We start from the raw sequence: 25,133 nt of genomic DNA, 5'->3' as shown, positions 1-25,133 counted from the left end.
GAGGGTTCCCTCATTTTTTTACGCTCTGACCAGCTCGCATACTGCTTCGCTCCACCGGACGGGACCAATGACCCTGCACCGACGGTGTAAATTACAACCGGTCTGTAGAACCTAACAGGCGATTCTCAGCCGACCATCCTGGTTCGCGTTGAGTTGTTCCAAGTGGCAACACACGCTTGGCATTTACACCAAAAGGAGACCCAGGTGGCGTCAACACCCGCTGGAGACATTATCCAAAGCATTGGAGGGGCCGGAAACGTCGTCCACCTCACTCACTGTGCGACCCGCCTGCGCTTCACGCTCAAGGACGCATCTGTGATCGACCAGGCTGTTGTCGAGGCCATTCCGGTCGTCCTGGGCGCCGTACCGCAGAGCGGCGACCGCTACCAGGTCGTCATCGGTGGCGCTGTCGAAACCGTGTACAATGAGATCCTCGCGCTCCCGTCGATGAAGAACATCGGCAGCGGCGAGAAAAGCGCCGACGACATCAAGGCCGCCGAACGTGCCAAGGGCCCCCGCGGAAAGTTCGCCGGGCTCGACACCTTCTTCGAGGTCCTCTCCGACTCCTTCCGCCCGATCCTGGGCGCGCTGCTGGGCGCCTCGCTCTTCATCACCTTCATGGCCCTGATGGCCACCCTCGGTGTCATCCCCGCCTGGAACGCACCGGGCGTCACTCTCGAACCCGGCTGGGCCTTCATCAACCTGATGTGGCAGGGCGTGTTCGTCTTCCTGCCGCTCATGGTCGCCTACAACGCCTCCAAGCGCCTCGGCGCCGACCCGTGGGTCGGTTTCGGCATCATGGCCGTCGTCATGCTGCCGGGCTTCTCCGCCCTGGCCGCCTCCGACGGCGCCCAGACCGTCTTCGACGGCAAGGCTGCCATTGTGTCGATCTTCGGCCTGCCGCTGACCGTCACCGACTACAGCTCGCAGGTCTTCCCGCCGCTGCTGATGGCGGCCGCTCTCGGCCTGCTCACCAAGGGCCTGAAGAAGGTCATCCCGGCCAGCGTCCAGCTGATCTTCGTGCCGTTCCTGAGCATGCTCGTCATGATCCCCGTCACGGCCTTCCTCATCGGCCCGATCGGCGTCTTCGGCGGAGCGGCCATCGGCGAGTTCCTCAAGTCCATCAACGACTTCTCACCGCTGATCTTCGCGATCGTCATCCCGCTGGCCTACCCGTTCATGGTTCCGCTGGGCCTGCACTGGCCGCTGAACGCCGTGATGCTGCTCAACATCCAGTCCCTCGGCTATGACTTCATCCAGGGCCCGATGGGCGCCTGGAACTTCGCCTGCTTCGGTGCGACCGCCGGCGTGCTGTTCCTCGCCATCCGCGCCAAGAACAGCGCAATGAAGCAGACCGCATCGGGTGCTCTCGCCGCGGGACTCCTCGGTGGTATCTCCGAACCGTCTCTCTACGGCATCCACCTGCGCTACAAGCGCATCTACCCGCGTATGCTCGTCGGCTGCCTCGTCGGTGGTGTCATCATCGGTCTCGGCGGTGGCGTCACGACCAACGCGTTCGTGTTCACCTCGCTGCTCACCATCCCCGCGTTCAACAACATCCCGCTGTACGCGATCGCCGTTGCCGCATCCTTCTTCACCGCGATGATCCTCGTGATCCTCTCCGGCTACCTGTCGCCCGAGCAGAAGGCCGAAGCGGCCGCTCAGCTCGCCGCCGACACCGCCATGGAGGACGCCAAGCACGCTCCCGTCACTCCCGTCGCGGCACCGGTTGTCGCCAGCACCGCTACCGCCACGGCACCTGCCGGCGGCGGCACGGCGACACTGGTCGCCACCGTCCTCGCCACGATCGGTTCTCCGGTCGCCGGCATCGTCGTTCCGCTCGATGAGGTGCCGGACCCCGTGTTCAGCAAGGGCATCGTCGGACTCGGTGTTGGCGTCGACCCGACCGGTGACACCGTCTTCGCACCGGCCGCCGGCAAGGTCCTGGTCGCTCAGCCGACCGGCCACGCCTTCGGCCTGATGCTGGACGGCGGCATCGAAATGCTCATTCACGTGGGCATCGACACCGTGAACCTGGCCGGCAAGGGCTTTGACGTCAAGGTCAAGGCCGGCGACAGGGTCGAGGCGGGTACCCCGCTGGTGACCTTCGACCGCGCGATCATCGAAGAGGCCGGCTACTCGCTGGTCACCCCGGTGCTCGTGACCAACCCGAAGAAGTTCGGCTCCATCGACCAAGCCGCCACCGGCCACGTCGCCGTCGGAGACGCGCTCCTCACGGTGACCGCCAAGTAACACGCAGCACAGCACGACACCACAGGGTGGGCAGAGGATTCTCTGCCCGCCCTGAGGTGTTTGTGCGCGGTATGCACCCTGTGCCGGCGGGCGCTGCGGCATTGACAGGGCTGGTGGCCCGGGTGATCGTGGGCGCATGTCCGAGAATGCGAGCAGTCCAGCGCCCCAGTCCAGTCCAGCATCGTCGAACGGCCCGGGGCATCCGAGCGTCGCCGAGCGCGCCGCAACGGGCAAGGCTGCCAGGCAGCACACCCCGGTGTCGAGCCACCGCGGCTGGAAGCCGGCTGCTGACCGGGCCGATCCCGTGGGGCTGCTAGAGGACCAGAACCTCACCCGGGTGCCCGACCTGGTGCCGGTGCGGCACGGCCGCATGATGGCGTCACCGTTCACGTTCTATCGCGGCGCCGCCAAGATCATGGCCGCCGACCTCGCGCACACACCTCGCGCCGGACTCATCGTGCAGCTCTGCGGCGACGCCCACCTGTCCAACTTCGGCGTCTTCGCCTCTCCGGAACGCAACCTGCTCTTCGACCTCAACGACTTCGACGAGACCCTTCCCGGCCCGTTCGAGTACGACGTCTTGCGGCTGGCGGCGAGCTTCACGATCGCGGCCCGCAACAACGCCTTCAGCGCCGCGGATGTGACGGGCGTCACCAGCGAGGTCGTGCGGTCGTACCGGGAGGGCATGGCCCAGTTCGCCGCGATGCGCACCATGGACATCTGGTACGCCCGGATGTCGGAGCAGGAAATGATCGCGGCGCTGGAGATGGCCAAGGCCACTCAGAAGGGCAAGGCGGCGAGAAAGGCCTCGAAGAGCATCGAGAAGCGCACTCTCAAGAACGCCGCGAAGGCGAGGTCCCACGACAGTATGCATGCGCTGGCCAAGCTCGCCGAACTCGTCGACGGCAAATACCGGATCATCAGCCAGCCGCCCATCGTCATCCCGGTCCGGGAGCTCGCCGCGTCCTTCGGACTGACCTCGGAGGAAACCCAGAAGGCCGTCGGCGAGCAGTTGCAGTCGTATCGCCAGACTCTGCAGGACGACCGGCGCCAGCTCCTCGAACGCTTCACGGTGGTGGACGTCGCCCACAAGGTGGTGGGCGTCGGCAGCGTCGGCAACCGGGCGTTCATCGCCCTGCTGCAGGGCCGAGACGAGCAGGACCCGCTCTTCCTGCAGGTGAAGGAGGCCACCGCATCCGTTCTCGAAGACCACCTGCCGAAGAGCGTGTATGAACAACCCGGCGAGCGCGTCGTGCAGGGGCAGCGGATGATGCAGGCCGCCAGCGACATCTTCCTGGGCTGGACCAAGGGGGTGCAAGACAACCGCTACCTGTACTGGCGGCAGCTGCGCGACATGAAGGGCTCTGCGATCGTGGAAGCGATGGTGCCGATGGGTATGACGTTCTACGCTCACGCCTGCGGCTGGACCCTGGCCCGTGCGCACGCCCGCTCGGGCGACCCTGTCGCGATCGCGGCCTACCTCGGCAAGGGCGACAAGTTCGACCGGGCGGTGGTCGACTTCTCCGAGCGCTACGCCGACCAGAACGACAAGGACTACCAGGAGTTCCTCGAGGCCGTGCGGAGCGGGCGGCTCGCCGCCCGCGAGGGCGTCTAGCCCGCACGCGCCCCTCCCAACTGTTCCCCGCGCGGACAAGTGCGCCCGGTGTGCCGGGCGCACTTGTCCGGAACGGGACCAGTTCCAGCCGTACGATGGCAGGACACCCCCGCAGCGGCGGAGGCCCCGCGGCAGCTCGCGGCGATCCAGAGGCGAGGGAGGCGACAACGTGGCGAAAGCGCCCACGGTCTACGACGTCGCCGAGCGCTCCGGTGTCTCGATCGCCACGGTCTCCCGCGTGCTGCGCTCGCCCGCCGCGGTGCGGGAGAACACCAGGGAGCGTGTGCTCGCCGCCGTCACGGAGCTCGGTTACGTGCCCAGTGCTGCGGCCCGGGGTCTCGCCGCCCGGCGCACGAACGTGATCGGCCTGTTCTTCCCCGGCCACGACGAGACCGTGCCGGACCAGCCCGTCGACTCCGCGCGCGGAGACACCGTGCCCATCGTCGACGACGACTCCGACCGGTCGCCGGAGACCGACAACCTCTACTTCGACGAGGTGCTGCGCGGCGCCGAGATCGAGGCCTGGCGCCGCGGTTTCGCGCTCATGGTCGCCGCAGGGCGCGGATCGAGCCGGGAGGCCCTCGTCACCGACATCGCGGGCCGGGTCGACGGCCTGGCTGTGCTCGCCCGCACGGTTCCGGATGAGCTCCTCGCCTACGTGGCCCGCCGCATCCCCGTGGTGATCCTGGCCGGCGCCCAGCGCGCCGACGACTTCGACCACGTGAGCGCCAGCAATGGCCCCGGCATGCGCACCCTGGCCAATTACATGCTGCAGGACCACGGCGTGCACGACGTGGTCTACATCGCCGGCCCCACCGATTCCCCTGACGACGCCGAACGGCTCGCCGGGTTCCGCGACGCCCTCGCCGACTCCGGGGTGGGGGAGAGCAGCGTGCGTATCGTGCGCAGCGACTTCACCCGCGACGGCGGCCGGGCGCTGGCCGCCCGTATCCTGGCCGACCGGCAGCCCCGTGGCATCCTCTGCTCCAATGACGAGACCGCCCTCGGCGTGCTCGACGTGCTCGAGCAGCGCGGCATCCGGGTGCCGGAAGATGTGCTGGTCACGGGCTTCGACGGCATCACGGCCGGCCGGCACTCCCGGCCGCGGCTGACCACCGTGCACCAGCCGATGGTGGAACTGGGCCGGGCCGCCGTGCACGCCATCACCGCCAGGCTCGACGATCCCACTCTCGCTCCACAGGCGTTCACCCTGCCCGTTGAGGTCGTGCTGCGGGAGAGCTGCCCCCGCGTCTGAGCGTCGCGGACCGGCCACCGAAACCGCGCCGATGCTTGCATTCCTCGAATGTATGCGCATACAATCGAAGTCAGATCACGCGCCTCCCCGCTCGACCCCCTGGCGCGATCAGCTCAACGATGACTGAGGAAACCCGGTAGTAATGATGCAACCCACTCGATCTCGGCCCCGATCGGGGCCTCTCCGCCGAACGATTGCCGCGGTGGCGCTGGCTGTCGCCGCCTCGACGCTGGCCGCCTGCAGCATCCAGATCCAGAGCGCGCCTGACCCGTCCATCCCCGACGACACCATGCTCGTCGCCGCCGACAACGGCTCACCGCTGTTCGAGAAGAACTTCAACCCGTACATGATCAACAAGCGGGTCGCGGCGTTCTACATGTACGAGCCGCTCATCGTGCTCGACAACCTCACCGGCGAAGAACACCCGTGGCTCTCCACCGGGTACACGCAGCCCGACCCGTCCACCATCGTGTTCGCCATCCGCGATGGGGTCACCTGGTCCGACGGCGAGGACTTCACCGCCAAGGACGTGGGCTTCACCTTCCAGCTGCTCAAGGACAACCCGTCTCTCGATCTGCAGGGCATCTGGAGCTACATCGACACCTTCGAGGTGGGCGCCGACACCGTGACGGTGCACCTCACCACAGCGGACGTGCCCGCCGCCCAGCTGATCGCCTCCACCACCCTGATCGTGCCGGAGCACATCTGGGCCGACGTGAAGGACCCGACCACCTGGCGGAACCCCGACCCGGTCGGCACCGGCCCGTACACGCTGGGCAACTTCGCCCCGCAGCAGTACACGGTCGACAAGAACCAGGACTACTGGCAGGCCGACACCGTCGCCGCCGAGCACCTCATCCTGCCGGCCACCAACACCCAGCTCGACGTGGCCACCAAGGGCTACGACTGGGCGTACTCGTTCATCAGCGATGTCGAGGGCGCCTGGGTGGATGCCGGCAACCAGAACACCTACTGGTTCCCGCCGGGCGGCACCATCGCGCTGTTCCCCAACCTCACCAAGGCGCCGTTCAACGACGTGAATGTGCGCCTGGGCCTGTCCACGGCACTGGACCGGGGCATGGTCGGCGATGCCGCCGCCGAGGGCTACATGGACCCGGCCGGCCAGACGAACATCCTGCTGCCCAACCAGGCGGATGTGCTCAACCCCGATATCCCGGACTCCGGCCTGATCACCCAGGACACCGCGAAGGCGCTGGAGTACTTCGCCGCCGCCGGCTACACCCAACAGGGCGGCAAGCTGGTCGACGCATCCGGTGCCCAGCTCAGCCTCACCATCACCACGGCCGCCGGGTACAACGACTGGCTCAAGGGCGTGCAGGAGGTGCAGAAGCAGTGGGGCGCCATCGGCGTCGACGTCAAGGTGGAGTCGCCGCAGCCCGCCGCCTACACCCTGGCACTCCGCAACGGCGAGTACGACTTCGCCATGGGCGCCACGGGCGGCACCGGCAACACCTTCCGCGACTTCAACAACCTGCTCTCCAGCGAGTGGGTCAAGCCGGTCGGCGAAGAGGCCAGCAACAACTTCGAACGGTTCAGTGACCCGGCCGTCGACGAGATCCTGGCCGAATACAAGGTTGCACTCGACCCCGCGGTGCAGGCCGACCTGGCCAACCAGCTGCAGGAGGTCGTCTACGACCAGATCCCATCGATCAGCCTCTACTACGGCGGATCCTGGGGCCTGTTCAGCGACGCGAAGTTCACCGGCTGGCCCAGCGCGGACGACCCGTACGCCTCCCCGAAGACCTACGAGTCCACTCCGCTTCTTGTTCTCACCCATCTGAAGAAGGTCAACGATGACTAGCACCACGGCGGCGCCGCGCGGCGCCGAGAGCCTCACTCCAGGCCTGGATCCCACCGGCCTGAGCCCAACGGATGCGGCGCACGCGCCCAGTCCGGTCCTCGCCTCCCTGGGGTTCGTGGGCCGCAAGCTCGGCCTGTTCGCCCTCACCCTGTGGGCGGCCGTCACGGTCAACTTCCTGCTGCCACGGCTGATGCCGGGTACCCCGGCTGATGCCGCCCTGGCCAAGCTCGCCCAGAACGGCCCGGTCTCCGAGGCGACCAAGGCCGCTATCGAGGCGCAGCTCGGGGTGCCCACCGGCAACATTCTTGAGCAGTACGTCGCCTACCTCCACCAGGTGGTCACGCTGGACTTCGGCATCTCGTACACCTTCTACCCGCAGAGTGTGGGGGAGCTGGTCTCGGCGGCGCTGCCGTACACGCTCGTGCTGGTGGGCCTGGTCACCGTGGTCGCCTTCGTCCTCGGCACCCTGCTCGGCGTGCTCGCCGCGTGGAAGCGCGGCACCTGGCTCGACAGCGTGCCCACCCTGGTGGGGTCGTTCCTGAGCGCCTTCCCGTACTTCTGGACGGCGCTGCTGCTGCTCTTCTTCGCCGGCTACGTGTTGCGGCTGTTCCCCACCTCCGGGGCGTACGGGCCCACGGCCACGCCGAACCTCTCCTTCGAGTTCCTCGGCGACGCGCTCTACCACGGCGTGCTGCCGGCGCTCACGATCCTGATCACCTCGCTGGGCGGCTGGATCCTGGGGATGCGCAACACCATGATCTCCACCCTGGGCGACGACTACGTGACCTTCGCGGAGGCGAACGGGCTCAAGCCCCGCACCATCGCTCTGCGGTACGCCGCGCGCAACGCCATCCTGCCCAACCTCACCTCCTTCGGCCTGGCCCTGGGCGGTGTGGTGGGCGGCTCGATCCTGGTGGAGCAGGTCTTCGGCTACCCGGGCATCGGCTACCTGCTCTTCAACGCCGTCACCAACCAGGACTACCCGTTGATGCAGGCACTCTTCCTGATGATCACCGTGAGCGTGCTCATCGCCAACTTCCTCGTCGACATTTTGTACGGCGTGCTGGACCCGAGGACCCGACGATGACCACCTCACTGCCACCCACCACCGCCATCCTGCGCGCCCCGGTTACCCCGGCCGGCGAGGCGCCTTCCGCCTGGAAAGTCGTCGCCCGCGTCGCCTCCACGATCTGGTCGAACGGCAAGGCCCGCATCGGCCTGGTCATGTTGGCCGTGTTCGTGCTGCTGGCGATCTTCGCCCCGCTGATCGCGCCCTACGGCGCCAGCGAGACCGGCTTCGAACGCAGCGCAGACCCCAGCGCCGCGCACTGGCTGGGCACCACCGCCGCCGGTGAAGACGTGCTCAGCCAGCTGCTCTACGGCGCCCAGATCAGCATCTTCGTCGGCCTCATCGCCGGCCTGCTCTCCACCGTCATCGCCGTGCTCATCGGCCTGAGCTGGGGCTACGTGCGCGGCTTCGGCGCCGACGTGATCAACTTCATCGTCAACCTGTTCCTGGTCATCCCCGGCCTGCCGCTGATGATCGTGATCGCCGCGTACCTCTCCGGTGGCGGCATCGGCATGATCATCGTGGTCGTCGTGATCACCGGCTGGGCGTGGGGCGCCCGGGTGCTGCGCAGCCAGACCCAGTCGCTGCGCTCCCGGGACTTCATCACGGCCGCCGTGTTCAGCGGCGAACGCCCGTTCCGCATCGTGTTCCGCGAGATCCTGCCGAACATGACCTCGCTCATCGTCGGCAACTTCTTCGGCGCCGCCACCGCGGCGATCCTCGCCGAAGCCGGCCTGGAGTTCCTCGGCCTCGGCGACTCCACCGTGGTGAGCTGGGGAACGATGCTCTTCTGGGCGCAGAACTCCAACGCCCTCCTCACCGGGCAGTGGGCTCTGCTGTTCGCCCCCGGCCTGTGCATCGCCCTGTTGGCCACCTCCCTCACCCTGATCAACTTCGGCGTCGACGGCATCAGCAATCCCCGCCTCCGGGAAGGAACCAAGAAATGACCCCGTCTCCGTTCAGCCAGATCCCGCCCGCCACCAACACCACCCTGCTCGAGGTGCACGACCTCTCGGTGCACTACGGTTACGGCGCCGGCGCAACCAAGGCCGTGCAGAACGTCTCCTTCCGGCTGGCCCACGGCGAGTTCGTTGGCCTGGTGGGGGAGTCCGGTTCGGGCAAGTCCACCCTCGGTTTCGCGCTCACTGGGCTCTCCAAGCCCCCGGCGCACATTGAGAAGGGCCGCATCCTCTTCGGCGGCAAGGACATCGCCAGCCTCGATGCCGAGCAGCTGCGCGAGCAGCGCCACGGCGGCATCGCCATGGTGCTGCAGTCCGGCATGAACGCGCTCAACCCGGTGCGCAGCATCCGCAATCACTTCATCGACATCTTCCGCGCCCACGGGCACGTCGAACGCTCGCGCTGGGCCGCCCGCGCCACCGAGCTGATCGGCAAGGTCGAACTGACTCCAGCGGTGCTCGACAGGTTCCCCGCCGAACTCTCCGGCGGCATGCGCCAGCGGGTCTCCATCGCCCTGGCGCTCTCGCTCGAACCCGAGCTGATGGTCTTCGACGAGCCGACCACGGCCCTGGACGTGTTGGTGCAGCACGCCGTGATGAACACCATCATCGAGCTGCAGAAGGCCGAGAACTTCACCGCCATCCTGATCAGCCACGACCTGGGCATCGTGCTCGAATCCGCCCAGCGGGTGATGGTGATGCACGAAGGCCGCATCGTCGAGGATGCGCCGGCCCGGCAGATTCTGGAGAACCCGCAGGCCGAGTACACCCGGATGCTGCTCTCGCACTACGCCGACCCGCGCGCCGAGGTTGTGGAACTGCCCGGGTTCGTCGACCGGCAGCAGCGGAGGGCGGAGGGCGTCGCCCGCGCCGACGGCGCCACCCACGCGCCCACAGTGTCGCCGCGCACCCGCCGCACCGACCAGCACGCCATGATCGTCGAGAACGTCTCGAAGGTCTACCCGGCCCCGCGCCGCGGAGAGGCACCGGTGCGCGCCGTGAACAACGTGTCGTTCACCCTCGAGCCCGGCGCCGCGCTGGCTCTCGTCGGCGCCTCCGGCTCGGGCAAGTCCACCATCGCCAAGCTCATCACCGCGGTGGAGAAACCCACCAGCGGCCGCATCCGCTTTGGCGACCTCGACGTCGGCACCCTCAACCGCCGGCACTTCCGCCAGCTGCACCGCGACGTGCAGATGGTCTTCCAAGACCCGTACTCGGCGCTCAACCCGCTTCACACCGTGGAATACGCGCTCACCCGGCCGGTGGTCAACTTCACCGGCCTGCACGGCACGGACGCCCGTCGCCGGGTGCTCGAGCTGCTCGACATCGTGGGCCTGAACCCGGTGGAGGAGTTCGCCGCCAAACTGCCGCACCAGCTCTCCGGCGGGCAGCGGCAGCGCGTGGTGATCGCCAGGGCGCTGGCCAGCGACCCGCAGGTGATCATCGCCGACGAACCGGTCTCGATGCTCGACGTGTCGCTGCGTGCCGGCGTGCTCGCGCTGCTCGAAGACCTCCGCGAACAGTGGGGAGTGAGCCTGCTCTACATCACCCACGACCTGCTCTCGGCGCGCGTGGTCACCGACAACATCATGGTGCTCAACGGCGGCGCTGTCGTCGAGACCGGCAACACCGCCGACGTGCTGCGCAACCCGCAGGACGACTACACGATCCGCCTGCTCGACGCGATCCCCAACCCGCGCAAGGTCGTCGCGTGACCGCCCCGTTCGGCGCCCTGACGCTGGCCCCGGAGATCGTGCACTTCAGCATCGACACAGCGGCCGGTCCGCTCACAGCCTTCCGGGCGCTGCCGGCAGGCCAGCGCCGCGGCGTGGCGCTGCTCGTTCCCGGCTTCACGGGCTCGAAGGAGGACTTCAGGCTGCTGCTGCCGCTGATCGCGGCGCACGGTTGGGAGGTCGTGAGTTACAGCCAGCGTGGCCAGGCCGACTCCGCCGCCCCCTCCGGCATCGACAACTACCGGCTCGACGACTTCGCGGCGGATGCCGTCACCGTCGCGCACGAGATCGGCGCGGGTGGCCCGGTACACCTGGTCGGGCACAGCCTGGGCGGCCTCGTCGCCCGGGCCGCACTGCTCCGCAGCCCCGCCCTGTTCACCGATCTCACCATGCTCTGCTCCGGCCCAGGCGGCCGGGCCGGCGTGCACGAGGCGGATGCCGCGCTGGTGGCCGAGCACGGCACTCTGGCGATCTGGGCGCTCGACCACCCGGCGGGCAGCCCGCTCACCGGCGATGACGAGTTCGTGCGCGACCGCCTGATCGCCTCCTCGGTCGACAACTACCTCGGCGGTGCGCGCATCCTGCAGAGCACCCCGGACTCCAGCATCGCCGTGCGCGCCACCCGGGTGCCCACCCTCGTCGCCCACGGCGACACCGACGACGCCTGGCCCATCCCCTCGCAACGGCTGATGGCCGAGCAGCTCGGCGCCGAGTACCGAGTGATCCCGCACGCCGGGCACCTGCCCAACCTCGACAACCCCGGCTTCACAGCCGCACTGCTCGACGAGTTCTGGGCATCCACCAACTGACTTTTCTGACTTCACCACCGCACCACCAGAACCCAAGGAGATCCTTCCATGCTCACTTTCCCCCAAGGCTTCCTGTGGGGCGCCGCTACCGCCGCCCACCAGATCGAGGGCAACAACGTCAACAGCAACTGGTGGCCCAAGGAACACGCGCAGGGCACCACCATGGTCGAACCCTCCGGTGATGCCGCCGACAGCTTCCACCGTTACCGCGAAGACATCAAACTGCTCGCCGACCTGGGCCTGAACTCCTACCGGTTCAGCATCGAGTGGGCCCGCATCGAGCCGGAGCGCGGCTTCACCTCCCGCTCGGCCGTGGACCACTACCGCCGCATGGTCGACACCTGCCACGAGTTCGGCATCGAGCCGATCGTGACCCTGATGCACTTCACGGTGCCGCGCTGGTTCGAGAACGACGGCTTCTGGCGGGCCGCTGATGCCGCCGACCTGTTCGCCCACTACACCGAGTTGGCCCTGCCCGTCGTGGCCGAGGGCGTGAACTACGTGTGCACCATCAACGAGCCCAACATTGCCGCCATGCTCGCCGGCGGAGAAGACGCCGCCAACCTGGTTGCACACGGGCTGCCCGACCCCGACCTGCAGGTGGCGGATGCGCTGCTGCTCTCGCACCAGCGTTCCCGCGAGGTGCTCTCGCAGGTGAACGGACTGAAGACCGGTTGGACCATCGCCACCCAGGCGTTCGTGGCCGTGGACGAGGAGGGCGCGGACGAGAAACTCGCCGAGTATGCCTACCCCCGCGAGGACTGGTACCTGGAGACCGTGAAGGGCGACGACTTCGTGGGCGTCCAGGCGTACACCCGCACCTTCATCGGGCCGGAGGGCCCGCGTCCCGTCGCCGAGGGCGTGGAGACCACCCTCACCGGCTGGGAGTACTTCCCACCCGCCGCCGGTATCGGCGTGCGCGCTGCGTGGGAGCTCACCGACCACGTGCCCGTGATGGTGACCGAGAACGGCATCGCTACCGCGGACGACAGCCGCCGCATCGCCTACACGCAGGGGGCCCTCGAGGGCCTGCACGCCTGCATCGAGGACGGCATCGACCTGCTCGGCTACCTGCACTGGTCGGCGTTGGACAACTACGAGTGGGCCTCGGGATTCACCCCCACCTTCGGCCTGATCGGCTGGGACAAGCAGACCTTCGCCCGCACTCCCAAGCCCAGCGCCAGCTGGCTGGGCGAGGTCGCCCGCCGCAACGGCCTGAAGAGCTCCGCGGCCCCGACCGCGCGATGACACTGCAGACGGGAGACTCCGGCACCGAGGCCGTCGAGGCCGACCTCCGCGCCCGGCTGGCCACCCTCGACCTGGCCACCAAGGTGGCGCTGGTGACTGGGGAGAACTCCTGGAACCTGCGTGCCGTTCCGGCCATCGGCCTGCGGGCGGTGTCGTTGTCCGACGGGCCGGCCGGGGTGCGCGGAGTCGCCCAGGTCGACCCGCTGCCGTCGGCCAGCTTCCCCAGCCCCACCGCGATGGCCGCCACCTGGGACGTGGCCGCCGCATCCGGCATCGGCGATGCCTTCGCGGTGGAGGCGCACCGGCAGGGCGTCGACGTGGTGCTGGCCCCGGTGATCAACCTGCAGCGCACCCCCTATGGCGGACGCCACTTCGAGAACTTTTCCGAGGACCCGCTGCTGGTCGGCGCGATGGGTGCGGCGCTGGTCACCGCCATCCAGTCACACGGCATCGCCGCAACGCCCAAGCACTTCATCGCCAACGAAACCGAGACCGAGCGCACCAGTTACACGGCGCACCTGGATGAACGCACGCTGCGCGAGGTGTACCTGGCTCCGTTCGAAGACGCCGTCGACGCGGGTGCCTGGGCGATCATGTCGGCGTACAACGGCGTCGACGACGGCGTGCAGGCCGCGCCGATGAGCGAGCACGGCCACCTGGTCAATGACATCCTCAAGGGCGAACTCGGCTTCGACGGAGTGGTGATGAGCGACTGGATGGCCGCCAGGCGCACCGTGCAGACCGCCGTGGGCGGACTGGACCTGGCGATGCCGGGCCCGTTCGGCCCGTGGGGTGACGCCCTGCTCGCCGCGATCGAGGCCGGCACCGTCGCCGAGTCCGTGCTCGACGACAAGGTGCTGCGGGTGCTCAGACTCGCCCGCCGGGTGGGCGCCCTCGACGGCGCCACTCCCGCCACGGGCAGGGACGACGTGTCCGGTATCGACGTGGCCGCTGTGGTCCGCCGGCTCGCCGCCCGCTCCACAGTGGTGCTGCGCCGCGCCGGCGACGTACTGCCGTTACGCAAGCCCGCGTCGGTGGCCCTGATCGGACCCAACGCCGTCGAGGCGTTCACGCAGGGCGGCGGCAGCGCCCACGTCAATCCGCCCTACCTGATCAGCCCCGCCGATGGCCTCCGCGCCGCTCTTGGCGAGGGCGTCACGGTCACGGTCGACGCCGGATGCACGTCCAGACTCACCGCCAGGCTGGCCGATCCAGGCGTGACCGACGACTGGACCATCGCCCATTACGCGGCTGGCGGGCACCTCGTGGCCAGCACGACCCAGCCGGCCGGCGGTCACGTGCACGTGACGCCGGCGAGCGCGGCCGTGCTGCGTGTCAGCCTCACCGGAACCGTGCGGCTGGACACCGCCGGCAGTCATGAACTGGGTGTCGCCGCGCTCGGCCGCCACGAGTCGTTCCTCGACGATGTGCCGCTGCACCGGGAGACCAGCACGGCGCATGGCGAAGACGTGCTCACGAGCACCAGCAACAATCCGCCCGGCGGCTCCGCCACCCTGACGGTCGACGAACCACGCGCGGTGCGGGTGCGAGTCGAACTGGAGATTCCCGATCTTGACGACTTCGGCCGCTGGTCCGTCGTCATCGTGCGGCACGTGGCCCCGGGACCGAGCGAAGACGAACTGCTGGATGCGGCCGTCGCCAGCGCGGTCGCCGCCGAGGTGGCCGTGGTGGTGGTGGGCACCAACGACGAGGTCGAGAGCGAAGGCTTCGACCGGCAGAGCCTGGCCCTCACCGGGCGGCAGGACGAACTCGTGCGCCGGGTCGCCGCCACGGGCACTCCCACCATCGTGGTGGTCAATGCCGGCGCTCCGGTGATCCTGCCCTGGCTCGACGAGGTCGCCGCCGTGCTCTGGACCTGGTTCCCCGGCCAGGAGTGCGGCAACGCCCTCGCCGACGTTCTGCTCGGCCGGGTCGAGCCCGCCGGCCGGCTGCCCTGGACGCTGCCTGCCCGGGAGGAGGACATCCCCACCCGCCCGACCGCGCCAAGGGACGGCCGGCTGCGCTACGACGAGGGCGTGCTCGTGGGTCACCGCGCCTGGGATGCCGCCGGCCGGCAACCCGCCCGGCCGTTCGGCTTCGGCCTCGGCTGGACCGACTTCGAGGTGACCGGGATGCGTGCAGCTGCACAGGCACTCGCGGCGGACGGTACCGCTGACGGCGCCGCGGACAGGGTGCCGGACGGCTCCGTGGACCTCCTGGTCACCGTGCGCAACACCGGAGAGCGCGCGGGCACCGCCGTGGCGCAGGTGTACCTCGAGCCACCGGCGGGCGAGGTGGTACGTCCGCTGCGAAGCCTGGCCGGCTTCGCCACGGCTCTGATCGAACCGGGCGAGCAGGCCGACATCCCCGTGCGTATTCGCGGCCGGGCCTTTCAAACTTGGGACGTCGCGGCCCACGACTGGACCACGCTACCGGGGGAGTACACCCTGCACGCCGGCCTGCACTCCCGGGACACCGGCGCCACCCTGACTCTGCCCCGCTAGCCACCCGTCCCACGGTTCGTAACTGTTCCCCGTGCGGACAATTGCGCCCGGCACACCGGGCGCAATTGTCCGCTTCGGCAACAGTTGGGGCGGGGCTAGACGAAGCGCTCGAGCACCGTGCCGTCGCGCATCCGCTCGACGCGCTTCACGTGATCACGGATGTCGCGCACCCCGCGGTACACCGCCAGCTCGGCCACATCCACCACCTTGGTCGACGCGTGCGCCCGGGTCGGATGCGCGAACTCCTCAATCGACTGGAAGCTGGCCCGCCCGCGCGGCTCGGCGCTGAACCGCTGCGCGAAGCCCGTGTTCACGTGGGTCAGCTGGATGTCGTCTTCGTGCGCGGTCACCAGGCTGCGGGTGTCCACAGTGATCACGGTGTGTGCGTCGTCCCGATAGGACCGCGCGGCGAGCAGCTCGTTTAGGCGCGCCTTCTGCAGGAAGAAGAACACCCGGTCGTTGAGCATCGTGTACCACTCGCTCGGCGTGAGGTCCTCGAGCGCGGCGGCCAATGACGATTCGTGAATCGCCTTCTGGTGCCGGATGACCGCGGTGCCGTAGTCGGGGTGGGTCAGCTCGATGTTCTCCCCGCGGCGTTTGGTGAGGATCGCGGCTTGCGGGGCGCCCTGCCGCACGCCCCAGCGGGTGACGAGAGCGGCCGTGGAGAGCAGCCCGTGCCGCTCGATCGACGGCCACGCGCCATCCGCGGCCACGTGGTAGAGCTCGGGGTAGAGGCGGATCAGATCCTTGGAGAGCACGGGGCAAGCGTACCGCCGGCGCCGTGCCCTCCACAGCCGGGCGCTCCCTGCCGCGCTGCCTAGACCCGCGCCGGCACCCGGCCGGCCCGGCCCAGCCGGTCCCCGCTCGGCTGCGCGCTCGGTCCGAACGGCGTCTCCTCCCGGTTCAGCCGAAACGCGAGGGGCAGCGCCCGACCGAAGTGCCGCAGCGCGCGGTGCCAGAAGAGCACGGGCGACAGCCCGCAGGCGCGCATTGCCGCACCGTGATCGACGGCCAGCACCGTGGCGGTGCCCACCGCGAGAACCCAGGCCGCCGCCGCCGCGAGCAGGCGGGCCGGGCGGGGAGTGCGCTCGAAGCCCATCCGGAGCTGATCGATCTGAAAGCGCACGTGCTCCACCTCGTCGGTGAGGATGCGCCGGGCCACTCCCTGCACGACCGGGTCTGCACAGCGCCCGAGCGCGGCGAAGTACTCCATCGCCACGGTCTCGACGATGAGGAACAGGGCCACCTCGGTGCGCAGGCCCAGCATGCGGCGGAGCGCCACGAAGGCACCGTCGGTCCAGTGCGCGCTGAGCGGCTCGGTGCCGAAGCGCACGAGCGCGGCACGGAACAGCGCGGAGTGCTTCTGCTCCTCGGCGACGAACAGCCGCAGCGCCCAGTCGTAGCCGGGGTTGTTGCGCCGGCGGGCCTTGGAGAGCAGCCCCGTGCCGTCGCCGCTCTCGCCGAGTTCGAATCGCTGCAGCGACCGGGCGATCGCGGCCAGGTCCGCGGCCGGCAGCGGGCTGACCGAGTGCCAGGGGATGAGTGCATCCAGCCTGTCGTGGCGGGCGAGGTTCGCCTCGAAGTACGCCGTCCAGATCCCGAATCCCTGCGTGGAAGGTGCGTCGTGCTGAGTCATCCGAACTCCTCGTGTTGAGCGTGTCGGCCCGGCCTGCTGGCCGTCCGACCGCGGTTGCGGTAACCTTACGAGCGTTAACGTATCGAATAACGATACGAATTGCACGTTATTCGATATGAATTCACAGGAGGGCCACAATGTCTCGATCGGTTCTGTTCACGCTCCGGATTCTGCTGGCGCTGCTGTTCGCGGCGTCCCTGACCGCGCAGGTCGCGTCGGGCGCCATTGCCGGGGCCGCTCAAGCCGGACCGCTGTCGGGGATTCTCCTGGCCCTGGTGGTGACGGGTGCGCTCTGTGTGGAGGTCGTGCTCGTGAGCGTCTGGATGCTCGTGGCCATGGTGCAGAGCGAGAAGATCTTCGACGACCGCGGCTCGGCCGACACCTGGGTGAACACCGCGATCGGGGCTCTGCTGGCCGGGGCGGTGGTCGCGCTCGGCGGGGTGATCGCCGTCGTGATTGTTCAGCTGGGTGAGCCGGATGCGGCGGGCTGGCCGCTCGCGCTGCTCGCTGCCACCGCGGCCGGGGTGAGCGCCGCCCTCGCCCTGCTCGTCGTGGTGATGCGCCGACTGCTGCACACCGCCATCCAGCTGCGCAGTGAGCTCGCCGAGGTCATCTGATGGCGATCGTGATCAACCTCGATGTGGAGCTGGCGAAGAAGAAGATGTCGGTGACTGACCTGGCCGCCGGTATCGGCCTGGCCGTGGCGAACGTGTCGATCCTCAAGAACGGCCGTGCCAAGGCCGTGCGGTTCTCCACCCTCGACGCCATCTGTGCCGTGCTGGGCTGCCAGCCCGGCGACATCCTCACCTACGTGCCCGACGAGGAGCACTGACCCAGGCCTACTGCAGCGCGAGCACCGAGGCGAACAGCCGTGCGGGACTGGCGTAGTACACGGTTCCGTCCCGGAAGGTGAGCGCCGAGTTGTACTCGGATTGCACCACGCCGGCGTACCCGTCCGTGGATTCCGTGGCTCCGTCGGCGATCAACTGCGCGGTCGATGCGTCCCAGGTGGCCTGGTCACTGGGCCACTGGGCGTACCAGGCCTCGATGTCGCTGTTCGGGAGGCGCCAGAGGCACCGGATGCCACCGCCTTGCATCAGCGAATCCAGGTTGGCATTCGGGGTCTCGGCACGAAAGGTCAGCCCGTCGGTGGCGAATTGGTCATACTCGGCGGTGCTGAGTGCGGTGTCGCAGGCGGCGGCCGGGACCGTGACGGATGTCGGTGTGGGCGTGGATGGTGCAGTGGCGCTGGGCGTCGCGCTCGCTGTGGGCCTTGCAGCGGTTGTGCTGCTGGCGGTCGGGGTGGTGTCGACTTCTGGTGGGGACGCAGCGCAACTCGTGACGCCAATCAAGAGCGCGACTGTCAGTGCGAGAGTGGTGCCGGATCGAAAACTTCCCCATATCCCCATGACCTCAACCTAGACCTCAGCCGTGGCCATCGCTCTGATCTGGGTATTAAATTCCTGGGCTCCGTGAGCCTGGCACGCTACAGGTCGAACGCCAGCCGCGCGCCCAGCACGAGCATGACCACGGCGATGATGCCGTCGAGCACCCGCCAGGCGCGCGGGCGGGCGAAGACCGGGCGCAGCAGGCGCGCCCCGAAACCGAGGCCGGCAAACCAGAGCAGGCTGCCCAGCATGGCGCCGCCCACCCACCACCAGCGCCCGGCGGCATCCTGCTGCGAGGCGACGGAGCCGAGGAGCACGACCGTGTCCAGGTAGACGTGCGGGTTGAGCCAGGTGAGGGCGAGTACCGTGCCGACAGCCACGCGCATCCCCGTCACGGACGGCGCTCCGGTGAGCACCAGGGCCCCGGGGCGGATGGCGCGGCGCGCGGCCCACAGGCCGTAGCCGAGCAGGAAGGCGGCCCCGCCGATCCGCACGACCTGCATGACCGCCGGCGCCGCCTGCACGAGAGTGCCCATGCCGAGGACCCCGGCGAGAATCAGTGCGGCATCGGAGAGAGCGCAGATGGCGACCACCGGTGCGATCACCCGGGTGCGGCCCTCGATCCCGAGCCGCAGGACGAACGCGTTCTGGGCGCCGATGGCGACGATGAGGGAGAGCCCCGTGAGCAGGCCCAGGAGGGCGGGCAGGAGTGTTGTCGCGGGGGTCATGATTCCACCGTAGGCAGCCACCATGATTCAGTCCAGCTACAGTTTCTGATGATGCGTAAGCTGAGCTAATGCAGCGATTCACCCTGGAACAGCTCGGCACCCTCCTCGCCCTGATGGAGGAGGGCACCTTCGATGCGGCCGCCCGCCGCCTGCACGTCACGGCCTCCGCCGTGTCCCAGCGGGTGAAGGCCATGGAGCAGGCCTCCGGCCGGGTGCTCGTGCAGCGTACGACCCCCGTGGCGCTCACGGCGGCCGGCGCTGTGGTGCTGCGTTATGCGCGCCAGGTCGAACTCCTCGAGGCCGACACCGAACGCTTGCTCCAGGACGCCGCGCCGGCTGGTCGGCCGGCGCGCGTCTCCCTCGCCGTCAACGCCGACAGCCTGGCCACCTGGTTTCTCGGCGCGCTGGCGCCAGTGGCCGCCGAACGCGATGTGGCCTTCGATCTGCACCGCGAGGATCAGGAGCACACGCTCTCGCTGCTGCGCGCCGGCGCCGTCATGGCCGCGGTCACCTCCAGCCACGAAACCATCCAGGGCTGCGTGACCGAACCGCTCGGCCGGATGCGGTACCGCGCTGTAGCTACCCCGGCCTTCGTCGACCGCTGGCTCCAGGACGGCCTGGCGACATTGTCTCAGGCGCCCGTGGTGACGTTCGACCGCAACGACGACCTGCAGGATGCGTTCCTCCGCGCCCAGGCGGGACGCCCCGGCGCCGCGCCGCGACACGTCATCCCCGCCTCGAACGACTTCGCAAGGGCCGTGCTGCTGGGCCTGGGCTGGGGCGTGCTGCCCGAACAGCAGTGCCTGGAAGAGATCGCCGACGGCCGGCTCGTGGACCTGGCGGCCGCGCATCCGGTGGACGTGCCGCTGTACTGGCAACGATGGAACCTGTCGTCGCCACTGCTCGATGCCGTGTCGGCGGCCGTGCGGGAGGCGGCGAGCCGGGACCTCTGGGCGCTCTGACCCAAGCCGTACCGGCCGCCCTGCCTACCCGGCCAGGAGCTGGGCGAGACTGGCCGGCTTGAGACCGGTGATCGTTTCGATGTCGGTGCTGACCGCGGCCATCTCTCCGGCGGCGATGGCCGTGTAGGTCGAGACCCAGGCGTCCACCTGCCACCCCGGTGCGCCCCACGGCGCGCGGGACTCGTACGCCTCGGCGAGGGTTTCGTCGTGGAAACGCACGGTGCTTCCCTGGGCGGCGGAGAGCGTCTGGGCGACCTCGGCCATGGTCAGCGCCTCCGGTCCGGTGAGGTCGTAGGTCACGTTCCGGTGGGCGGTCACATCCCGCAGCACCGCCACGGCGGTCCTGGCCACATCCGCCCGGGCGACGGCGGCCACCCGGCCCGTGCCGGCCGGTCCGCGGATGACGCCATCTGCGCCGACGAGAGCGTGCATGAAGTCGAGGTAGAGGCTGTCGCGCAGGAAGGTGTGCTCGATCCCGGACGCCTGGATGTACTGCTCGGTGGCGTAGTGATCCCTGGCCAGCGTGAAGGTCGCATCGGGTGCCGCTGCGATGAACGAGGTGTAGACGATGTGGCGCACCCCAGCGGCTCGGGCCGAGTCGATGAAGGCGCGGTGCTGGTCGAGCCGCTCGGCATTCTCGGCGGCCGACACCATGAACAGCGTTTGCACGCCGTCCAGCGCCAGAGCGCAGGCGGCCCGGTCGGAATAGGAGAACGGCAGCGCGACACTCCCGGGCAACTGCGGCGCCTTGGCCACGGTGCGCGCGAGCAGACGTTGGGGCACGCCATCCGCGGCCAGCGCGTGCGCGACGAGGCTTCCGAGTGCTCCGGTGGAGCCGGTCACGGCGAGGATGGGCAGTGCAACCATCATGGGATGTCCTTTCAAGGCCCCGCGGCCGTGGCCTTACAGGTCGGTGTGGGCGAGCGCGAGTCCGCTCTGGCTGGCCCGGATCTCGATGCTCTGAATCTGGTCGCGCGGCACGTCGGTCGACGCGGCCAGGTTCTCGGTGCTCGGGCTGGTCGCCGTCCAGGTCGCCAGCACCGTCGAGTCGCCGTTCCGATCGGTCATGACCATGTCGTAGTCCTGCGGCCCGTTGTCCTTCCACAGCTCGTTGAGATACACGCACGACCAGTCGAACCGGGTTCCCCAGTCGGTATCGGTGATGGTGAGGGCGGCAGTGAGCGCGTTGGGTTCCAGCGGTTCCATGGCCACGATCCGGGTCGCCTCGGTCGGGGTCGCGGCCGGGCTGGTGGCAGGCGGCACGGCCGGGCCGGCCTCGACGCCGGGGGAGGAGGTGAGAACGGCGCCGAGCGCCCCGCCGCCCAGCGCGATCAGCACCGCGGCGGCGACGCAGGCCACGGCCAGGCGGATGCGGGTGCGCCTGGTGCGCTTCACGGCCGCGCCGGCCAGCCGCTGCACGAGTCCCGGCTGGTGCAGCGCGCTGCGCAGGTGGTCATCGGCGGCGCCGGCCTCGCTGATCGCCTGGGCCTCTGCCGCGGGGAGGGCGGCCAGGATGCCGGGCATCCCGGCGAGCTCGGCTACGGCGGCGGCGCAGGCGGGGCAGCCCGCGAGGTGGCGTTCGAAGGTGCGTCGGTCTTCGGTGCTCAGCGCACCGAGCACGTAGGCGGCATCCCACTCACGGAAGTTGTCGGGGGTGGAGGTCATTCGGTGACCCCTCTTTCCTGTAGGGCGAGCCGCATCGCTCGCAGGGCGTAGTGCAGGCGCGACTTCACGGTGCCCTCCGGTACCTGCTCGCGGCGGGCGATCTCGGCGATCGACTGGCCGAGGTAATAGGCGCTCACGAGCACGGTGCGGTGTTCGGGGGACAGCGCGGTGAGCGCATCCGTGAGCAGCCACCGGTCCAGGACGGCCTCGGTGGCGTCAGCTGACGCCGTCTCCGGCAGGGCATCGGTGCTGATCTCGCGGGCGAACCGGGCGCTGCGGCGGTCGTCGATGACGAGGTTCCTGGCCACGGTGAACAGCCACGCCCTGGCGGCCTCGTCGTCCCGGTCGAGAAGCGCCGGTCGTTTCCAGGCGCGCAGTAGGGCTTCCTGCACCACATCCTGGGCGAAGCCGTAGTCTCCGGTGAGGCGCACGACGTAGCGGAAGAGCGCCGGCCCGTGGGCATCGTGCAGCGCCCGGAGGAGCTCAGCGTGCGGCTCTGCGTGTTGGTCCGCCACGGTCACCTCCCGGTCTGCCCGATGCCCACGATGAACACGGTGGATCTAATTCTGCAGGGCGTTGAGTGAGAACTCGACGGAGCCGGCATCTTCGACCGAGACGAAGCCGAGGTCGGGGGCCTCAACACCGTAGTCGCTGAAGGTGATCGGGATGGTGCCGACGACCTGGCCGCCGGTGTCGGTGAGCGCGGCCTGCAGCTCGACGGTGACGGGCTGGGTCACGCCGTGCATGGTCAGTTCACCGGTGGCGCTCACGGTCTGGGCAACCCCGGCTTCGGGCGCCTCGAGGGTGACCGGTTCGGTGAGGGTGAAGGTGGCCGTTGGGAACTCGCCGACCTCCATGGCGGTGTCGCGGAAGTAGGCGTCCCTGGCGCTCTCGTCGGTGGCGATGCTCGCCACATCCACCGTGATGGTGGCGGCCGTGAGGGAGAGCGCGTCGACGGTGAGGACACCGGTCACGTCGGTCGTGCGGCCGGTCACGGTCACGTCGTTGCCCTGCAGCACCTCGTCGACACGGTAGCCCGCGTAAGAGTCCGCGCCGATGCTCCAGCTGCCCGACAGGTCGTCGGCGTTCACGGGGACGGAGGTGGCCGCATCCGACGTGGTGGGGGTGCCCGCCGCGATGGTGGGGGCTGCCTCGGCGTTGCTGTTGGCGTAACCGGCGTACACGGCCGGTCCGAATGCCAGGGCGGCGCCGCCGATGACGACAACTCCGCCCGCAATCCACAGCCCGATCTTCGTCTTCTTCTGCATGTCACCCTCGTTCAGTGTCGTCTTCACTCTTGCCACGGATGATGGTCATCCACCCTGAACAACGAGGCGCAGAGCCCAAAGGTTCACCGGCATCCAAAACTGCTGGAAATGGGGTTCGGGAGAGCCGCACTCAGCCGGCTCGGCCGCTGATCCGCCGGCTGAGCTCCGCCGCCGAGTGCTCCACCGCTGCGGCGAGTTCCGGCCAGCGCTCGGGCGGCACGCTCGAGCGGGCGAAGGTGACGGCGATGCCGGCGGCGGGCCAGCCGGAGTGGTCGCGCACCGCCACGGCCACGGATGCGATGCCTTCGGTGACGTCGCCGTCCTCGGCCGCGTAGCCGTGGGCGCGCACCTCGACCAGGAGTCGGCTCAGTTCGCGGTAGCTGCTCACGGCGCCCCGGGGATGGGCGCTGTCGTCGGCCGAGCGCTGCACGAACGCGGCCTTGTCGGGGAACAGCGCCCGCAGTTGGGACAGCGGCAGCGTGGCGAGCAGGGCCCGGCCGCTGGCCGTGAGGTGGCTGGGCAGCCGCACGCCGACATCCGTCACCAGGGCGGGCCGGCGGGGCGCGCGCTCTTCGACGAGGTAGATCACGTCGCGGCCGTGCAGCACCGCCAGGTGCGCGCTCTCGCCGATTTTGTCGACGAGCGACGCGAGGATCGGTCGGCCCAGCCGGGCCAGCGGTTCTTGCCGGGAGAAGCCGGAGCTCAACTCGAACGCGGCCAGTCCGATGCCGTAGCGGCGGGCCTCGGGGAAGTGCAGCACGAAGCCGAGCTCGGTGAGCACGCCGAGCAGCCTGTACACGGTGGAGCGGGGCAGACCGAGCGCCTGAGCGATGGTGGAGGCCGGCACGGGCCCGCGTTGGGCGGCCAGGTGCGTGAGGATGCCCAGCGTGTGTCGCGCGGCGGGCACATCGTTCTGTGCGGGCGCCAGACCGTGTTCTCGAGGCGAAACCATGGCGCACCCTCTCCCGGGATTCCACTCTAACCGGTGTGGATGCCGCGAGAACGGGCCCTTCGGACGCTTCAGGTACATGCGGACATGTAGCTAGTGAGAGCATCACTGAGGGGGACAGACATGGATGACGAGGAGCTGTACGGTCGGCTCGCGGGATCGGCGCCTGCGGTCATGAGCCGCGACGAGAGTTTCAGGGCCGCCGTCGATGCGATGATCACGAGCAGCCGGCCGGCACGCCGACGGACGCGCGCCCGTCGGTGGCTGATCGGGGGAGCGGCGCTCGGCGTCGTCCTCCTCGGGGGAACCTCGACCGCGCTGGCCTCGCCGCCGCTCCTCGAATGGTTGGGCTTCACCCCGGACCGGTCGTTGCAGCACACCAACGCCGACGGCGATTTCTGTGTGGCAGGCATGATCGTGCGTCCGGAGGGAGTGCCGGCGGACGACGCATCCTTCCTCGCCGCCCAGGAGATCCTCCTCGGCATCGACTTCGAGACCGTGGAGGTTCCCGACAGCGCTCGCCAGGACGCCCGGGCCTCGGCCGCCGCCGCTGCCAAGGCTGCCGCCCTCGCGCAGTACAACGCAGCCCACCCGGAGGCGACTATCCAGCCGGCGCCCCCTGACCCGGAGACCGACGCGTTGCTCAGTGCCGCCTTCACGATGATGACGGATGGCGTCACGGCCAGGGGCCTGGATACCAGCCACTTCTCGCTCGAAGCAGGCGGAACCTGTGACGAGGTCGCCCGGTGAGCCTGGCTGCCAGTGACGACCGCCTGGAGGCCCTGATCCGCGCCAATGCGTCGGACCTGCTCGCCTATCTGGAGCGGCGGATCGATCCGCGCGCGGATGCCGCTGACGTCTTGAGCGAGACCTTCATCGTGGCGTGGAGGAAAGCCCGTACGGCCCCGACCGACGAGATCGGCGGCCGGATGTGGCTCTTCGCGATCGCCCGCAACCTGCTGCTGAACGCCCGCCGATCGACCCGACGCCGCCTGGCCGCCACCGATCGGTTGCGCCACGAGCTGGACCACCCACCGGCGCCCACGGATGACCTCGAGACCCTCGCGGTGCGGGATGCTGTCGCGCAGCTCCCGGCCGCCCTGCGCGAACTCGTCGAACTCGTGCACTGGGAGGGATTCAGCATCGTGGAAGCGGCCCAGGTCAGCGGCGTCTCGGCGTCAACGGCCCGGTCGCGGTACGCGTCGGCGAAAGGACGGCTGCGCATTGCGCTCGCGACCGAGACGGAAGACTCGATCCGGTAGGAGGACTC

General features: G+C 69.2%; 24 protein-coding genes. 15 read left to right on the top strand and 9 right to left on the bottom strand.

Going from position 1 to position 25,133, the window contains the following annotated elements:
• Positions 1–162 precede the first annotated feature (162 nt).
• From BJQ94_RS12305 to BJQ94_RS12260, 10 genes are all read left to right on the top strand, one after another.
• Positions 163–2,253, top strand: coding sequence for a glucose PTS transporter subunit IIA (locus BJQ94_RS12305; protein WP_345893442.1), 2,091 nt, complete (start codon positions 163–165; stop codon positions 2,251–2,253).
• A gap of 136 nt (positions 2,254–2,389) precedes the next feature.
• Positions 2,390–3,868: a DUF2252 domain-containing protein gene (locus BJQ94_RS12300; protein ID WP_265400469.1), complete on the top strand. Its 1,479-nt coding sequence runs from the start codon at positions 2,390–2,392 to the stop codon at positions 3,866–3,868.
• A 169-nt stretch (positions 3,869–4,037) separates the two neighbouring features.
• Entirely contained in the window at positions 4,038–5,123 is a 1,086-nt protein-coding gene (locus BJQ94_RS12295) for a LacI family DNA-binding transcriptional regulator (protein WP_265400468.1), read from the top strand.
• 202 nt (positions 5,124–5,325) lie between these two features.
• Positions 5,326–6,945: an ABC transporter substrate-binding protein gene (locus BJQ94_RS12290; protein WP_265400467.1), complete on the top strand. Its 1,620-nt coding sequence runs from the start codon at positions 5,326–5,328 to the stop codon at positions 6,943–6,945.
• Between the two features lie 106 nt (positions 6,946–7,051).
• Complete coding sequence (locus tag BJQ94_RS12285) at positions 7,052–8,032, top strand: ABC transporter permease (RefSeq protein WP_265400529.1); 981 nt, start codon at positions 7,052–7,054, stop codon at positions 8,030–8,032.
• On the top strand, positions 8,029–8,961 hold the full coding sequence (locus BJQ94_RS12280; RefSeq protein WP_265400466.1) for an ABC transporter permease: 933 nt from the start codon (positions 8,029–8,031) through the stop codon (positions 8,959–8,961). Before BJQ94_RS12285 ends, BJQ94_RS12280 begins: the two co-directional genes overlap by 4 nt.
• Positions 8,958–10,688 carry an ABC transporter ATP-binding protein gene (locus tag BJQ94_RS12275; RefSeq protein ID WP_265400465.1) on the top strand — a complete coding sequence of 577 codons (1,731 nt, stop codon included), beginning with the start codon at positions 8,958–8,960 and terminating at the stop codon, positions 10,686–10,688. Before BJQ94_RS12280 ends, BJQ94_RS12275 begins: the two co-directional genes overlap by 4 nt.
• Positions 10,685–11,515 carry an alpha/beta fold hydrolase gene (locus BJQ94_RS12270; protein ID WP_265400464.1) on the top strand — a complete coding sequence of 277 codons (831 nt, stop codon included), beginning with the start codon at positions 10,685–10,687 and terminating at the stop codon, positions 11,513–11,515. Before BJQ94_RS12275 ends, BJQ94_RS12270 begins: the two co-directional genes overlap by 4 nt.
• 48 nt (positions 11,516–11,563) lie before the next feature.
• On the top strand, positions 11,564–12,763 hold the full coding sequence (locus tag BJQ94_RS12265; protein WP_265400463.1) for a family 1 glycosylhydrolase: 1,200 nt from the start codon (positions 11,564–11,566) through the stop codon (positions 12,761–12,763).
• A complete protein-coding gene (locus BJQ94_RS12260; RefSeq protein ID WP_265400461.1) occupies positions 12,760–15,267 on the top strand; it encodes a glycoside hydrolase family 3 C-terminal domain-containing protein in 2,508 nt (835 codons plus the stop codon). Before BJQ94_RS12265 ends, BJQ94_RS12260 begins: the two co-directional genes overlap by 4 nt.
• Before the next feature lie 95 nt (positions 15,268–15,362).
• On the opposite strand, the gene BJQ94_RS12255 is transcribed toward BJQ94_RS12260, so the two are convergent.
• Both BJQ94_RS12255 and BJQ94_RS12250 read right to left on the bottom strand, forming a co-directional pair.
• Positions 15,363–16,025, bottom strand: coding sequence for a hypothetical protein (locus tag BJQ94_RS12255; RefSeq protein WP_265400460.1), 663 nt, complete (start codon positions 16,023–16,025; stop codon positions 15,363–15,365).
• A gap of 59 nt (positions 16,026–16,084) precedes the next feature.
• The gene (locus tag BJQ94_RS12250; RefSeq protein ID WP_265400459.1) at positions 16,085–16,903 is read right to left on the bottom strand and encodes a ferritin-like domain-containing protein; all 819 of its coding nucleotides are present in this window, start codon (positions 16,901–16,903) and stop codon (positions 16,085–16,087) included.
• A 137-nt stretch (positions 16,904–17,040) separates the two neighbouring features.
• On the opposite strand from BJQ94_RS12250, the gene BJQ94_RS12245 reads away from it, so the two are divergent.
• Positions 17,041–17,520, top strand: coding sequence for a DUF2975 domain-containing protein (locus BJQ94_RS12245; RefSeq protein ID WP_265400458.1), 480 nt, complete (start codon positions 17,041–17,043; stop codon positions 17,518–17,520).
• The gene (locus BJQ94_RS12240; RefSeq protein WP_265400457.1) at positions 17,520–17,735 is read left to right on the top strand and encodes a helix-turn-helix transcriptional regulator; all 216 of its coding nucleotides are present in this window, start codon (positions 17,520–17,522) and stop codon (positions 17,733–17,735) included. Before BJQ94_RS12245 ends, BJQ94_RS12240 begins: the two co-directional genes overlap by 1 nt.
• Before the next feature lie 7 nt (positions 17,736–17,742).
• On the opposite strand, the gene BJQ94_RS12235 is transcribed toward BJQ94_RS12240, so the two are convergent.
• Positions 17,743–18,255, bottom strand: a complete 513-nt coding sequence (locus BJQ94_RS12235) for a hypothetical protein (RefSeq protein ID WP_265400456.1) — start codon at positions 18,253–18,255, stop codon at positions 17,743–17,745.
• A 134-nt stretch (positions 18,256–18,389) separates the two neighbouring features.
• A complete protein-coding gene (locus BJQ94_RS12230) occupies positions 18,390–19,019 on the bottom strand; it encodes a LysE/ArgO family amino acid transporter (protein WP_265400455.1) in 630 nt (209 codons plus the stop codon).
• Positions 19,020–19,087: 68 nt separating this feature from the next.
• On the opposite strand from BJQ94_RS12230, the gene BJQ94_RS12225 reads away from it, so the two are divergent.
• Positions 19,088–19,981 carry a LysR family transcriptional regulator ArgP gene (locus tag BJQ94_RS12225; RefSeq protein ID WP_265400454.1) on the top strand — a complete coding sequence of 298 codons (894 nt, stop codon included), beginning with the start codon at positions 19,088–19,090 and terminating at the stop codon, positions 19,979–19,981.
• Positions 19,982–20,005: 24 nt separating this feature from the next.
• Here BJQ94_RS12225 and BJQ94_RS12220 read toward each other — a convergent pair whose 3' ends face one another.
• From BJQ94_RS12220 to BJQ94_RS12200, 5 genes are all read right to left on the bottom strand, one after another.
• On the bottom strand, positions 20,006–20,851 hold the full coding sequence (locus tag BJQ94_RS12220) for an SDR family oxidoreductase (protein WP_265400453.1): 846 nt from the start codon (positions 20,849–20,851) through the stop codon (positions 20,006–20,008).
• 33 nt (positions 20,852–20,884) lie between these two features.
• Positions 20,885–21,646, bottom strand: a complete 762-nt coding sequence (locus BJQ94_RS12215) for a zf-HC2 domain-containing protein (RefSeq protein ID WP_265400452.1) — start codon at positions 21,644–21,646, stop codon at positions 20,885–20,887.
• Complete coding sequence (locus tag BJQ94_RS12210; protein WP_265400451.1) at positions 21,643–22,167, bottom strand: sigma-70 family RNA polymerase sigma factor; 525 nt, start codon at positions 22,165–22,167, stop codon at positions 21,643–21,645. Before BJQ94_RS12210 ends, BJQ94_RS12215 begins: the two co-directional genes overlap by 4 nt.
• 39 nt (positions 22,168–22,206) lie before the next feature.
• Positions 22,207–22,914 carry a YceI family protein gene (locus BJQ94_RS12205; RefSeq protein WP_265400450.1) on the bottom strand — a complete coding sequence of 236 codons (708 nt, stop codon included), beginning with the start codon at positions 22,912–22,914 and terminating at the stop codon, positions 22,207–22,209.
• Positions 22,915–23,044: 130 nt separating this feature from the next.
• On the bottom strand, positions 23,045–23,866 hold the full coding sequence (locus BJQ94_RS12200; protein WP_265400449.1) for an IclR family transcriptional regulator: 822 nt from the start codon (positions 23,864–23,866) through the stop codon (positions 23,045–23,047).
• A gap of 120 nt (positions 23,867–23,986) precedes the next feature.
• Between BJQ94_RS12200 and BJQ94_RS12195 the strand changes: the two genes are divergently transcribed.
• Both BJQ94_RS12195 and BJQ94_RS12190 read left to right on the top strand, forming a co-directional pair.
• Positions 23,987–24,613, top strand: a complete 627-nt coding sequence (locus tag BJQ94_RS12195) for a hypothetical protein (protein WP_265400448.1) — start codon at positions 23,987–23,989, stop codon at positions 24,611–24,613.
• Positions 24,610–25,125, top strand: coding sequence for a sigma-70 family RNA polymerase sigma factor (locus BJQ94_RS12190; RefSeq protein WP_265400447.1), 516 nt, complete (start codon positions 24,610–24,612; stop codon positions 25,123–25,125). Before BJQ94_RS12195 ends, BJQ94_RS12190 begins: the two co-directional genes overlap by 4 nt.
• Positions 25,126–25,133: the final 8 nt, after the last annotated feature.

Source organism: Cryobacterium sp. SO2 (assembly GCF_026151165.2).
GTDB lineage: Bacteria > Actinomycetota > Actinomycetes > Actinomycetales > Microbacteriaceae > Cryobacterium.
Note: the sequence above shows the minus strand (reverse complement) of the source record. Positions and strands in the feature narration are given on the sequence as shown.

Bases quoted from the DNA above. Each gene is read 5' to 3' on its own strand.
- BJQ94_RS12300 (WP_265400469.1), top strand. From the start codon at position 2,390: ATGTCCGAGAATGCGAGCAGTCCAGCGCCCCAGTCCAGTCCAGCATCG.
- BJQ94_RS12280 (WP_265400466.1), top strand. From the start codon at position 8,029: ATGACCACCTCACTGCCACCCACCACCGCCATCCTGCGCGCCCCGGTT.
- BJQ94_RS12275 (WP_265400465.1), top strand. From the start codon at position 8,958: ATGACCCCGTCTCCGTTCAGCCAGATCCCGCCCGCCACCAACACCACC.
- BJQ94_RS12265 (WP_265400463.1), top strand. From the start codon at position 11,564: ATGCTCACTTTCCCCCAAGGCTTCCTGTGGGGCGCCGCTACCGCCGCC.
- BJQ94_RS12260 (WP_265400461.1), top strand. From the start codon at position 12,760: ATGACACTGCAGACGGGAGACTCCGGCACCGAGGCCGTCGAGGCCGAC.
- BJQ94_RS12250 (WP_265400459.1), bottom strand. From the start codon at position 16,903: ATGACTCAGCACGACGCACCTTCCACGCAGGGATTCGGGATCTGGACG.
- BJQ94_RS12245 (WP_265400458.1), top strand. From the start codon at position 17,041: ATGTCTCGATCGGTTCTGTTCACGCTCCGGATTCTGCTGGCGCTGCTG.
- BJQ94_RS12240 (WP_265400457.1), top strand. From the start codon at position 17,520: ATGGCGATCGTGATCAACCTCGATGTGGAGCTGGCGAAGAAGAAGATG.
- BJQ94_RS12230 (WP_265400455.1), bottom strand. From the start codon at position 19,019: ATGACCCCCGCGACAACACTCCTGCCCGCCCTCCTGGGCCTGCTCACG.
- BJQ94_RS12225 (WP_265400454.1), top strand. From the start codon at position 19,088: ATGCAGCGATTCACCCTGGAACAGCTCGGCACCCTCCTCGCCCTGATG.
- BJQ94_RS12220 (WP_265400453.1), bottom strand. From the start codon at position 20,851: ATGATGGTTGCACTGCCCATCCTCGCCGTGACCGGCTCCACCGGAGCA.
- BJQ94_RS12215 (WP_265400452.1), bottom strand. From the start codon at position 21,646: ATGACCTCCACCCCCGACAACTTCCGTGAGTGGGATGCCGCCTACGTG.
- BJQ94_RS12205 (WP_265400450.1), bottom strand. From the start codon at position 22,914: ATGCAGAAGAAGACGAAGATCGGGCTGTGGATTGCGGGCGGAGTTGTC.
- BJQ94_RS12200 (WP_265400449.1), bottom strand. From the start codon at position 23,866: ATGGTTTCGCCTCGAGAACACGGTCTGGCGCCCGCACAGAACGATGTG.
- BJQ94_RS12195 (WP_265400448.1), top strand. From the start codon at position 23,987: ATGGATGACGAGGAGCTGTACGGTCGGCTCGCGGGATCGGCGCCTGCG.